This window comes from Ureibacillus aquaedulcis (assembly GCF_030418165.1).
Taxonomy (GTDB): Bacteria; Bacillota; Bacilli; order Bacillales_A; family Planococcaceae; genus Ureibacillus; species Ureibacillus aquaedulcis.
This window is the reverse complement of record NZ_JAUHTQ010000019.1, coordinates 20,496-33,242: the sequence shown is the minus strand read 5'-3', so window position 1 is coordinate 33,242 and position 12,747 is coordinate 20,496. Positions and strand designations below refer to the sequence as shown.

Sequence of the window (12,747 nt, the reverse complement as noted above, 5' to 3'; positions counted from 1 at the left end):
TTTTCATAACGTATATTTTAACATGTTCGTATAGTACTGTATATGAAGATTGATTTTATTTAGCTACTTTTGCAATGACAATGAAAAAGTCAAAGTCCGTATGTTCGGCTTTGACTTTTTCTACTTTCATCTATAAACGACTACAGACCTTATTTATCGTCTTTTACTTCTTCAAAGTCAGCATCTACAACGCCGTCATCTTTTTTATCTGGACCTGCTTCTGCTTCACCTTGTGCAGCTTGTGCAGCCGCTGCTGCTTGTTCATATACTTTCATAACTAAAGGTTGTAGTACACCCTCAAGTTTTTCTTTTGAAGATTTAATTCCTTCGATTTCACCAGCTTCCAATGCTTTTTTCAATTCTTCTTTTGCATCTTCCACTGATTTTTTCTCATCTTCCGTGATTTGCTCACCAAGATCAGCAATCGTTTTGTCAACTTGGAAAACTAATTGGTCCGCTTCATTGCGCAGTTCTGCTTCTTCTTTACGTTTAGCGTCTGCTTCAGCGTTAGCTTCCGCTTCTTTTACCATACGTTCGATATCATCGTCCGTTAAACCAGAATCGGATTGGATAACAATTGTTTGCTCTTTTTGTGTACCTAAGTCTTTCGCCTTAACAGATACGATACCATTTTTATCAATATCGAATGTTACTTCAATTTGAGGTACGCCACGTGGAGCTGGTGGAATATCCGCTAATTGGAAGCGACCTAGAGTTTTGTTGTCTGCAGCCATTGGACGTTCACCTTGCAGCACGTGAATATCTACAGCAGGTTGGTTATCTGCAGCTGTTGAGAACACTTGTGATTTTGAAGTCGGGATTGTTGTGTTGCGTTCGATTAATTTCGTGAACACGCCACCCATTGTTTCAATTCCAAGTGAAAGTGGAGTTACGTCAAGTAATACGATGTCTTTCACATCACCTGTCAACACACCACCTTGAACAGCAGCACCCATTGCTACTACTTCGTCTGGGTTAACGCCACGGTGTGGATCTTGGTTTGTTTCTTTCTTCACAGCTTCTTGAACAGCAGGAATACGAGTTGATCCACCAACAAGAATAACTTTATCTAAATCAGATGCATTAAGGCCAGCATCTTTTAGAGCTTGACGAGTCGGAATAATCGTACGTTCTACCAAGTCACGAGTAATTTCATCGAATTTTGCACGAGTTAAGTTCACTTCCAAGTGAAGTGGGCCATCCGCTCCTGCAGTAATGAATGGTAATGAAACTTGTGTAGATGTTACGCCTGATAAGTCTTTTTTCGCTTTTTCGGCAGCATCTTTTAAACGTTGCATTGCCATTTTATCTTTTGATAAATCAACGCCATTATCTTTTTTGAATTCTTCAACTAGGAAGTCAATTACTTTTTGGTCGAAGTCATCCCCACCAAGTTTGTTATCACCGGCTGTTGCCAACACTTCGAATACTCCGTCTCCTAATTCAAGGATTGAAACGTCGAATGTACCGCCACCAAGGTCAAATACAAGGATTTTTTGGTCTTGATCTTGTTTATCCAACCCATAAGCTAGTGCTGCTGCTGTTGGTTCGTTAATAATACGTTCTACTTCAAGACCTGCAATTTTACCAGCATCTTTTGTTGCTTGGCGCTGCGCATCATTGAAGTAGGCAGGAACTGTAATTACAGCTTTTGTAACTGCTTCACCTAAGTAATCTTCAGCATAACCTTTTAAGTATTGTAGAATCATCGCTGATACTTCTTGAGGAGTATAATCTTTCCCCTCAACAGTAACTTTTTCCGAAGTACCCATTTTTGATTTGATTGACAAAATAGTGTTAGGGTTTGTAATTGATTGACGTTTTGCTACTTCCCCAACTTGTTTTTCTCCATTTTTAAATGACACAGCTGAAGGAGTTGTACGATTGCCTTCTGGATTTGGAATTACTTTTGGTTCGCCGCCTTCTAAAACTGCTACACAAGAGTTTGTTGTACCTAAGTCAATACCAATAATTTTGCTCATTTTAAATTTTTCCTCCTAATATTTAAACACAAAATTTGTGTGTTCCACATATACATTCTGAATTATTCGTTTACTGAGACCATAGATGGCCGCAAAACACGATCTTTCAATTTATAGCCTTTTTGAAGCTCTCTTAACACAACACCAGTTTCCTTCTCCGGGTCTGATTCTTGCATCACTGCTTGATGAACATTCGGATCAAATGCCTCTCCCTCGGCAGGAATCAACTCCAAGCCTTCTTGTTTTGTTGCATCAATCAATGTTTTGTATACCATTTCAATTCCTTTAAAAAGGGAAACGGCATCATCAGAACTTACTTCAACCTGCAAAGCACGGTCCAAGTTGTCGATAACCGGCAACAGTTCTGTCAGCAACTTTTGAGCTCGATATTTTTCAGAAGCTTCACGGTCCAACTGTGAGCGACGACGCATATTATCGAAGTCAGCTCGCAGACGCAAGTAGCGACTTTCTTCTTCTTCAAGCTTTGCTTCAAGTTCCGCAATTTTCTTGTTTAATTGCTCCTCTTGGGATAATTCTGCTTGCTCATTTGTTTCTGTACCGCTCTGTGCTTCTTCATTTACTTGGTTGTTTACTTCTTCAAGTTGCTCTTTGTTTTCCGTAGTTTCAGACACGAATGTTTCCTCCTTATAACCCATCATTAACTTTATTTGAAAGTGCACGTGAAAGTCCACTTCGCATCACATCAAGCAGCGACACAACACGTTGATAATCCATTCTTTTGGGGCCTATGATTGCAATGGACCCTTCTTGGTCATTACCTACAGAGTATGACGCTGTTATAACACTTAAATCATCCATAACGATATGGTTATTCTCAGAACCTATTCGAATATGAATGCCCGTGTCTTCACGATGGAACAAAGAAATTACTTGGCTTTCCTTTTCCATCATTTCCATGAGTGCCCGAACTTTATTTAAATCGTGGAACTCTGGCTGATTTAACATATTTGTTTTCCCGCCAAAATAAATCTTGCCCTCATTTTGGAAGGTAGCGACATTCCTTAATGACTGAATAAAGGAATCTGCCGTGTTTACGTGTTGCCTTAAAACATTAAAAGTTTCCAATTCCAGTCTGCTTTGCAGCTCTAATAATGAAACACCCACTAATCGTTCGTTCAGAATATTGACTGTTTTTTCAATATCTGAAGGAGCAAATCCTTGCGGGAGTGTAATTGTGCGATTTTCAACATGTCCGTTATCCGTAACAATGATTGCGACTGCAGTTTGTTCTGATAGAGGGACTATTTGAAATCTTTTTACCCGATGTTTACTTACATTAGGTCCAAGTAAAATCGTTGTGTAGGAAGTTAAATCAGACAAAATGTTAGCAGATTCACGGATTACTTGTTCCATTTCTACAATTTGATTTTTGAAAATAGATTGAAATAAGCCAATTTCTCGGTTCGACATAGAGATCGGCTGCAATAAATGATCTACATAAAATCGATAACCCTTTTCAGATGGTACACGACCTGAAGATGTATGGGTTTTTTCTATAAATCCCAGTTCTTCTAAATCGGCCATTTCGTTACGGATTGTCGCCGGGCTAGATGTAATCCAATCTTTTTTTGAAATTTGGCGTGATCCTACTGGTTGAGCTGAAGTAACAAAATCATCAACGATTACTTGCAATATTTGTAATTGTCGATTCGTTAGCATTGTCATCACCTCTGTTAGCACTCATTAACACAGAGTGCTAATACTATTATTAAATTATCAAATCTCTTATATGATGTCAACGGAATCGCTCTATTCTCCCAATAAAAATTGCTGGAAGATTTCGTTACCGACAAAGCGGCCCTTACGACTTAGTCTGACACCCTTATCATCTTCAATTAATAGCTCTTCTTTAACAAGTTTTGCTATTTCTTTTCCATACAGTTCTTTCATGGAAATACCGAGCTTTGATTCAAACTCATTAAACAATACCCCTTCATTTTTCCTCAAACCTAAAAACATCTGTTCTTCACATTTTTCTTCATTTGTAACTTCATGTCTATGAAGAATTGGCTGTTCGTTATTTTTAATTGTTTCAATATATTTTTTTATTGGGCCGTGATTTGAATAGCGATTTCCCATAAGATAACCATGGGCACCCGCACCAAACCCAGCATATTCATCGTTATCCCAATAAATTTTATTATGTGTTGATCTATGGCCTTCTATCGCAAAATTACTTATTTCGTATTGTTTCTTTTCTTTTTCTTCCATACGTCGCATCAATAGGTCATACATGTCGGCTTCCAAGTCCTCAGTTGGCAAGTTCAGCTTTCCTTTTGCGTACTGGATATAAAAAATGGTTTTTGGTTCAACAATTAAGGAATATGCTGAATAGTGAGGAAGATCCAGCTCCAACGCTTTCTCCAACGTATCTTCCCATTGCTCCATTGATTGGCCAGGGAGACCATACATTAAATCAATGCTTATGTTCTCAAAGCCTACTTTTTTGGCTTGTTTAATGGTTTCAAAAACATGCTCGTTTGAATGTGTGCGCCCAATTTTTTCAAGCAGCTTCTGGTCAAAGGATTGAACGCCCATACTCAACCGATTTACACCGCCATGAATCAATGCCTCCAATTTATCCGCTGATAATTCGTCCGGATTTGCTTCGGAACTAAATTCTACAAGTTGCTTTGTTGGGAGCAACGTATTTATATGGTGCAATAGCCTTGCAATTTGTTCAGCTGAAAGTGCAGTAGGGGTACCGCCGCCCAGAAAGATTGTTTCAATATCCTGAAATTGCTCCGGTGCTTTCCTGACACTCATTTCAATCTCCTTACCAACTGCTTCTATATACTCATCTACCGGTTGATTTTTAAAAAAGACTTTGTTGAAGTCACAATAATTACAAATTTGATGACAGAAAGGAATATGTATGTAAACACCTCGAGCCATTAGAAATCCCTTCTTTCTTAAGAAATATCGTATCCCTCTATTGTACCCTTTCATGATAAAAATTCAATTTAATGGCACCAAATCAGTACAATAAAGGATGTTCAATAAAAAAAAAGAGATCTGAAGATATTCAGACCTCAAAAATTTTAGATGGCAATATTAATTTGTTTTTTAAGTAAGTCGACAAACAGGTTAATTGTTGTATAGCTAGAGAATTTCGTTGTGAAGTTGATTGCTTCTTCTTTTGAATTAAAAGAAAATGCACTCATCTCTTTTGTAAATTCATACTTTCCATTTTGTAGCGTGATTGAATACACACGTACGACCGGCAGATACGGTCTATGCTTATCCAAATTGTCTCCTGCCAACAAAACCCCGACTGTAGCATCTTGTTCATCAACAATTGTTGTCAGTGCTACTAATTCATCATTCTCAAACCATTCAGGAATTGCTACCTCTACTATATTATTATTCACCTATCATACATCTCCTTCGCTGTTTTTTCATATGAAGCTGAAAAATCGATATAAATACCAATAAATAACAAATTATAGTGGTTCAATTGGTTTATTTAGATAAATTGTACTATAGGTATCAGATTTCTAAAAGAGCAATAATTAAACACTTTTTTTCTTTATATTTTAATATATGAAATATTGTTGCAATAAAAAACAGATTATCTTAATGAGAGGTAGATAATCTGTTTTATTGGTAATAACTTCTACAAATTCGTGTAATTAGCCCTGAAAAACTTAGCGGTAGCGTTATATTGCAAAAAAGCCAATTTGCAGCACGATGCTGCAAATCGACTCTTGTATAGCCATATTTATTTAATTGCGATCGTTTCTGGCGTGCTACTTATTATTTCTTATTGCTATCATCCATTTTCAATACTGCCATGAATGCTTCTTGAGGAACTTCTACCGAACCGACTTGTTTCATGCGCTTTTTACCTTCTTTTTGCTTATCAAGAAGTTTTCGTTTTCGGGAGATGTCACCGCCATAACATTTTGCCAGTACGTTTTTACGGATTGCTTTAATTGTAGAGCGGGCAACAATTTTTTGACCGATTGCTGCTTGAATTGGTACTTCGAATTGCTGGCGCGGGATTAGCTCTTTTAATTTTTCAACAATTACTTTTCCACGCTCATACGCAAAGTCTCGATGGACGATAAAGCTTAATGCATCGACTTGCTCGGCATTTAATAGAATATCCATCTTCACTAGCTTGGATGGCTTATAGCCAATTAACTCATAATCAAATGAAGCATAGCCCTTGGTGTTTGATTTTAGGAAATCAAAGAAATCATACACAATTTCAGACAACGGCATTTCATAAATTATACTTACACGGCTCGTATCAATATAATCCATGGTCATGAAGTTTCCGCGTTTCATTTGGCACAGCTCCATTACCGCTCCTACATAATCATTTGGAACCATAATTGTTGCTTTAACGTAAGGTTCCTCTATACGGTCAATTTTTTGCGGGTCAGGCATCATGGACGGATTATCAACTTTTAGAACTTCCCCGTCTGTTAAATGCACATCATAAATAACAGAAGGTGCCGTCGTAATTAGGTCGATGTTAAATTCACGTTCAATACGCTCTTGGATGATTTCCATATGAAGCAATCCTAGGAAGCCGCAACGGAAACCAAAACCTAAAGCCTGGGATGTCTCCGGTTCATATTGGAGTGCTGAGTCATTCAACTCCAGTTTTTCCAATGCTTCACGCAAATCGTTATATCTTGCAGTATCAATCGGGTAAAGACCGCAATATACCATAGGATTTAATTTACGGTACCCTTCAAGCGGCGCTTCGGCAGGGCGGTTGGCAAATGTAACTGTATCCCCTACTCGAGTATCGCCAACATTTTTGATGGATGCTGTCAAGTACCCTACATCCCCTACCGTAAGCTCGGCTTGAGGCACTGATTTCGGTGTGTGAACCCCGACTTCAATTACTTCAAACTCCGCCCCGGTAGCCATCATGCGAATTTTGTCCCCGGCTTTGACTGTTCCATTAACGATACGAATTGAAATAATAACACCTTTATAAGCATCGTAAACGGAATCGAAAATCAACGCTTGAAGAGGGGCTTCCGGATCTCCGGCTGGAGCGGGCACCTTTTCCACGATTTGCTCCAGGATCTCTTCAATACCGATGCCCGCTTTTGCAGAAGCAAGTACGGCTTCTGAGGCATCAAGTCCAATAACATCCTCAACTTCCCCGCGTACACGTTCCGGATCGGCTGCAGGCAAATCGATTTTATTGATGACCGGCAGGATTTCCAGGTCATTATCAAGTGCTAAATAAACATTTGCAAGTGTTTGTGCTTCGATTCCCTGTGCCGCATCAACTACTAAAATAGCCCCTTCACAAGCTGCCAAACTTCGCGAAACCTCATATGTAAAATCGACATGTCCAGGTGTGTCGATTAAATGGAATGTATAAGTTTCACCGTCTTTAGCCACATATTTTAACTGAACGGCATTTAATTTGATTGTTATTCCTCTTTCACGTTCCAAATCCATGGAATCCAACAATTGAGCCTTCATTTCACGTGCAGTAATGGATTTTGTTTTTTCCAGAATACGGTCTGCTAATGTAGATTTTCCGTGATCGATATGGGCAATAATAGAAAAATTCCTTATGTTTTGTTGTCGCTTTAAACGTTCTTCTCGATTCATGTCGTGTCCACTCCTAATCAAATACGCCTCCTACGTATTCATTCCCGACATCTGCCGGAAATAACCAAAGATAAGTGGACTCACTTGATCTTTGGGATACGCTGGAGGCATTAACCTTTATCAGTCAGTTGCTCGTACTGATCGATTGATAACCTGTTATAAGTTCTATATACAATTCCTTCAAAAAAAGGCTAAACTAACTTGAATTATAGCAGTGACACAACAACTTTAGCAATGATGTAGTGAGAAAAAACGCAAAATATTATGATTCACATCAAAAAATTTTATGATTAGACATTTCCTTCTTTATTGACATAGGTTTTCGCAATCGCTTGAGCAAGTACAGCGATTGTTCGGTATACCTCATCTTCTGTATTATCGATTCCGCCAATTTCAATTAATAGCAAATTACTAGCTAGATCTTGATTGTAGACTCCATCAACCCCATCGCCGGACTTTTCAATAATCCCTCTTGATATATTGGGGACTATTTTGTTTAAAGCCTGACTCAAAGAATTGGCATGATCTAGATTCGACTTATAATTGGGGTTTTCTGCCCCGATAACGAATGCGGTTTTAGCATAGCCCACATTGTTATGGGAAATCGTTGACTTTTTATGTCCTGTAGCATCCCGGTGGATATCCAAAATCAGGTCATACTCGTTTTTCTTTAACTCTTGATTAATAAAAGTACGCGCTGTGGAATAAGAAGAAGACATAGTTTTCCCCTGCTTCACTGTTTCTGCCATAATGTCTACATCCAGAGTGGTTGCGTTTAAACCGTTTAGTTTGAAATAGTCTTCCATTACCTGCGACATGGAGAGCAAATTCGCTTTGTCATCGTACACAGCAACGGTTCCTGTTTCACTTTCTGCGAACGGTTTATAGGTTTCTTGAGAATGTGTGAAAACAAACAATACATCAAATGAATCCATGGCTGGTTTCACATCTGTAGCACTACCTTCTGTTGCTATTACTTCCGTGGCTGTCACTTCTTCAGAATCCTGCTCTGACTGAACATCGGTCGATGCATAGACTACTTGCTTTTCTTCGGCAATCGGAGGCTCATATTTTTCGTTGTTTGGAAAAGGCAATAGTCCTGCAATGATTGGTAACATAAAAAAGAAGACTAGAAAAACAGATAGAACTTTAAATTTTTTTAACATGACATCCTCTCCTTCCACTACAATATGGAGGAGGATGTCCTTTTAGAACTATTTCACTTTATGTTCCATCCACTTAAATAAACATTTGCTGATGAGAATTGAATATTTCGTAATCCAGACATCCACTTCTTTCGGCGTGACGATCAATCTTTCGGGATGTGAAGCAAATGCCTCTTCAAATAGTTGAAGGCGATCTTCATTGGACCATGTCGACCATTCACCGAAAATCGGTTTAATTAAATTTAAATCAACTCTTTGGTTTGAATCGGGCGTCCATGAAGAAACGGAGAGTTTGCCTGAAGGCTTCCCTTTTTCTTCAATCTTTGCCGCAATCGAACGAAATACGTTATCGATGGCATCAGCTATAATAACCGTTGCATCCACAACTGTCGGCACACCGATTGCCGTTACAGGTACACCCATCACTTCTTTGGACACTTCCGTACGCTGATTCCCAACTCCTGAACCGGGGTGAATCCCTGTATTTGTAATTTGAATTGTTTTACATAAACGCGAGCTGCCTCTTGTTGCCAATGCATCTATTACCAATACTAGAGAAGGCTTAATTCGCTCAGTCAGGGCACGAATAAAATCACTTGTTTCAAAACCTGTCTGGCCCGTCACGCCTGGCGCGTACATGATAAAATGATCGCTCGGATTTTCGGATTGTTCATTTTGCATCGAGTCAATCGCGAAAGGACCGATTGCATCGGGTGTGATTGTTTTATTTCCCAATCCGATGACTAGAACCTTGCTATCTTTTTTAATCTCTATATCTTTATGGATATCATCAAGATATTTTGTAAACGATTTTTCCAACTGTTCAAAGCCGTTCGAATCATCTATGGTTAACGTCGGAACAGAGAGCGTTATATATGTTCCTTCCTTTTTTCCGATCTGTTCCTGTCCATGCTCGTCCACAACCACTTTTGTGATTTTCACTCGACCTTCGTTGAATTCATCAATATTAACGCCGCTGGTTTGGTCTAACCTATTTTTCTGCTGCTTGGTCTGATGCTCCACAACTTCTGCTGATTCATCAATTAAATCGGTTCTGCTCCAATTAACTTCTATCATTAATAATCACCTCTTTTATATGTTGGACAAACTGTCAAGTAAATATTCTTTGCATTTAACTATTGCAATTAACTCCATGGTTTGGTAGAATGATTTTTGTTGTATTGACAAACGAAAATAGTGAGAAGATAACTCATCTCGTACCTTATTAGGAGGTGAAAGATATGCCAAACATTAAATCTGCAATTAAACGTGTTAAAGTTGCTGAAAAAGCTAATGCAGCTAACGCTCAAGCGAAATCAGCTATGCGTACTACAGTTAAAAAAGCTGAACAAGCACTTGCTAACAACGCTGAAAACGCTAATGAATTAGTATTAGCAGCTAGCAAAGCACTTGATTCTGCAGCATCTAAAGGTCTTATCCACAAAAACGCTGCAGCTCGTAAAAAATCACGTTTAGCCAAAAAAGCTAACTAATCATTAAGAGGTTTTCCAAAATCATGATTTTTATGATTTGGAAAACCTCTTTTTCGTTTGCTCACTTAATTTTTTTACAATAGATATTTCTACTGTTAGTTATTTTAATCTAGGAACTAATTGAGTGTTATTTGGGTAAGCGGTCTAGCACAAAAGTCGCAAAGCCAACTTGAAGTTGTCTCTGCGACTTGTCATTGGGGCTAACTCGACGTTGGTCATGGCGACCGACAATGCAATAGGACGTTGCGTTTTTGTCGCCTGCTTTTGTGTAAGGCCCGCTAATAAAAATCTTAGCTTCTGCAGCTCCCGTATCTATAAATATCATTCTTATCCTAATTTAACTTTTAACCATCAAAAAACTACCTAGAGTCATCCTCTAGATAGTTGATTTTAAAAAATTATATATTTCGCATAGTGCTTCCAATCAAGTTCCTGCAAGGCTGCTTTACTTGGAATTTCAAAGGGCATCGGGAAGAATGCATTCGATAATTCATCTTCTACGTGATCGTGAAAGATGATTTGACCATTTGTTAAATTACTCGTTAGAATCGTTTCTCCCTTATCAAGGAAGGCAACCTTAACTTCGTTCGTACGAATTTTGCCATCTTCGCCTATTGAATAAATATAATTTATTTCTGTTGACTCGGTTTCAGTCGGCACTTCTTTAGTGACAAGCCAATCCTTGTTTACTCTAAGGGCATTTGAAGCCTCGTTAATAATAATTTTGGCATTTGTTAAACTAGCGTAAGGCTTATTCAATATAGGACCGTCCAAATCAACTCTTACTTCAAAAGAAAGTGGTTTCGGCATCGCAACCAGCTTCTCCATTTTGTTAAACCAAAGTGAGTTTGTCGCTGGGATTGTCTGTTTCTCAACCACAATACCTAATAATTCATCTTCCACACTCTCTACTGAACGATTATCTTCACTATTTGTCATAACCTCTGTCTCTGCTTCGGTTTCAATAAGGGCTGGATTAAGTTCAACGGCTTGGTTTTCCGAAACCTGCTCCCACTCCTGCTCTGATAGATAAGTGATCAGGTTTTTTTCATCTGTATAGATTAAAAAAGTAATATTCCCATTTCCTTCGATAACTTCCCCAATTACTCCGTCAACCGGGCTGGAGAGTACATTTGAAAAACTAAGTTCCGAAATCCGGTCTTGCAGGATTTCAATATTTCTTTCTACCTCAGCAATCTGGTTTTCGGTAGCAGCGATTGCTTCTGTCGGAGAACCTTGCAGAACTTCCGTTTCCACGGTTACCGATAATTCATCATCCAATTGTTCCGAATCAATTGTTGTAACGGGATCAGCAATATCCTGCGCCTCCAGTCTGCTCAGAATGCCCTCTAAGGCTATTAACTCTCCTTCGTATGCATTTAGTTCAGATTGTAGGTTGGACTGTTCCTGAGTAGCCTCATCTGTTTTATAGGAGGCGATTTCTTCATTTGCACTAATTTTCTGGCCAGGTCGCACCGAGATTTGTGATAGTGCATTTGCATTTGCCGTTATTCGAATTTCTTCTTCCGGAACAATCATTGCCTCTTTTTCCAAATAGGCTCTTTGCTGCTCGAGTTCCACTCTTTCATAATCGGTAATATAGTAAGACCGTACAATCTTGCTGTCGTCTTTATAGATAATGATGCAATTCATTACCAAAATGGCCAACAATACAGCGCCGCTTATTCCTAACCAAATTTTTCTATCTCGTCTCATAAACCTACCACCTTAGAAACATAATCATAGAGAGGTAATATACTGATTCCAGCTGCTACTAGGGCAAAGAAAATTTGAACAGCTATAATTTTCACTAATAATGCCCGCTTGCTCTCCTCTTCCCATTTCGATAGAAAAGTATATTGAATGAAAATGGTAGCAGCTGTTGCAATCGTTAGCTGATTAAAGAAGAAAATGACAAAGCTTTCATCTGTTAAGTATGTACTTATCGGGCCCAAAGACAAAAAAGAGATTGTTGTCGTAAAACCGGACATAGCGAATACCAGGAATAGGATAGCTTTTTCTATTAAAATACTTGCAATCACAAAGAGTTGTATTTTTGAAATTGCCTTGAATGAATGATCTGTTAGGATTGATAGACATAAAGAAATAAAAAAGTAATGAAAAATAAAAAATAATAACCCCTTTATCGCTGCCCCCAATACTGATAGGTATCGGCTCGCAATATATTCTTCTTCTAGATTAGTGGCCATAAGATGCGTCAGATTTTCTGTACCCATCCCCCAAATACCTCTAATGACAAAAAATAAAATAGTCAAACAAAGGAGTATATAAAAACGGGAACGATAACCTTTAATTTGATGATCCTGTTCTTGGTTATCTAATGCAAATGCTAGTTTGTCAGGATTAAAAAGAGAATGCCAGAATCTAAATTGATAGTCCATGAGAAGTCCTTTCTTTCTAGAAAATTGATGTTTTAATTAATATAACAGATTTTGTAAATACTGTTAAATGCGAAAACCCTAAAATACGCCAATA

At 38.4% G+C, this 12,747-nt stretch carries 11 protein-coding genes; 1 reads left to right on the top strand and 10 read right to left on the bottom strand.

Translation table 11 applies throughout. The features are described from left to right. Window positions 1-149 precede the first annotated feature (149 nt). The 8 genes from dnaK to gpr form a co-directional block, all read right to left on the bottom strand. Window positions 150-1,982 carry a molecular chaperone DnaK gene (gene dnaK / locus QYB95_RS17380; RefSeq protein WP_301139642.1) on the bottom strand — a complete coding sequence of 611 codons (1,833 nt, stop codon included), beginning with the start codon at window positions 1,980-1,982 and terminating at the stop codon, window positions 150-152. A 62-nt stretch (window positions 1,983-2,044) separates the two neighbouring features. Beyond that, window positions 2,045-2,614, bottom strand: coding sequence for a nucleotide exchange factor GrpE (gene grpE / locus QYB95_RS17375; RefSeq protein ID WP_301139641.1), 570 nt, complete (start codon window positions 2,612-2,614; stop codon window positions 2,045-2,047). A 13-nt stretch (window positions 2,615-2,627) separates the two neighbouring features. Continuing rightward, the gene (gene hrcA, locus QYB95_RS17370; protein ID WP_301139640.1) at window positions 2,628-3,662 is read right to left on the bottom strand and encodes a heat-inducible transcriptional repressor HrcA; all 1,035 of its coding nucleotides are present in this window, start codon (window positions 3,660-3,662) and stop codon (window positions 2,628-2,630) included. Between the two features lie 90 nt (window positions 3,663-3,752). Continuing rightward, the gene (hemW, locus tag QYB95_RS17365; RefSeq protein ID WP_301139639.1) at window positions 3,753-4,898 is read right to left on the bottom strand and encodes a radical SAM family heme chaperone HemW; all 1,146 of its coding nucleotides are present in this window, start codon (window positions 4,896-4,898) and stop codon (window positions 3,753-3,755) included. Between the two features lie 146 nt (window positions 4,899-5,044). Then, window positions 5,045-5,374 carry a hypothetical protein gene (locus tag QYB95_RS17360; RefSeq protein WP_301139638.1) on the bottom strand — a complete coding sequence of 110 codons (330 nt, stop codon included), beginning with the start codon at window positions 5,372-5,374 and terminating at the stop codon, window positions 5,045-5,047. Between the two features lie 385 nt (window positions 5,375-5,759). Continuing rightward, on the bottom strand, window positions 5,760-7,592 hold the full coding sequence (lepA, locus tag QYB95_RS17355) for a translation elongation factor 4 (protein ID WP_301139637.1): 1,833 nt from the start codon (window positions 7,590-7,592) through the stop codon (window positions 5,760-5,762). Window positions 7,593-7,882: 290 nt separating this feature from the next. Beyond that, window positions 7,883-8,758 carry a stage II sporulation protein P gene (gene spoIIP / locus QYB95_RS17350; protein WP_301139636.1) on the bottom strand — a complete coding sequence of 292 codons (876 nt, stop codon included), beginning with the start codon at window positions 8,756-8,758 and terminating at the stop codon, window positions 7,883-7,885. Between the two features lie 48 nt (window positions 8,759-8,806). Further along, window positions 8,807-9,835, bottom strand: coding sequence for a GPR endopeptidase (gpr, locus tag QYB95_RS17345; RefSeq protein ID WP_301139635.1), 1,029 nt, complete (start codon window positions 9,833-9,835; stop codon window positions 8,807-8,809). 164 nt (window positions 9,836-9,999) lie between these two features. On the opposite strand from gpr, the gene rpsT reads away from it, so the two are divergent. Beyond that, window positions 10,000-10,251 carry a 30S ribosomal protein S20 gene (gene rpsT / locus QYB95_RS17340; RefSeq protein WP_301139634.1) on the top strand — a complete coding sequence of 84 codons (252 nt, stop codon included), beginning with the start codon at window positions 10,000-10,002 and terminating at the stop codon, window positions 10,249-10,251. A 390-nt stretch (window positions 10,252-10,641) separates the two neighbouring features. Here the strand turns inward: rpsT and QYB95_RS17335 are convergent, their stop codons facing one another. After that, entirely contained in the window at window positions 10,642-11,967 is a 1,326-nt protein-coding gene (locus QYB95_RS17335; protein WP_301139633.1) for an efflux RND transporter periplasmic adaptor subunit, read from the bottom strand. Beyond that, window positions 11,964-12,653 carry a hypothetical protein gene (locus QYB95_RS17330; protein ID WP_301139632.1) on the bottom strand — a complete coding sequence of 230 codons (690 nt, stop codon included), beginning with the start codon at window positions 12,651-12,653 and terminating at the stop codon, window positions 11,964-11,966. Before QYB95_RS17330 ends, QYB95_RS17335 begins: the two co-directional genes overlap by 4 nt. Window positions 12,654-12,747 lie beyond the last annotated feature (94 nt).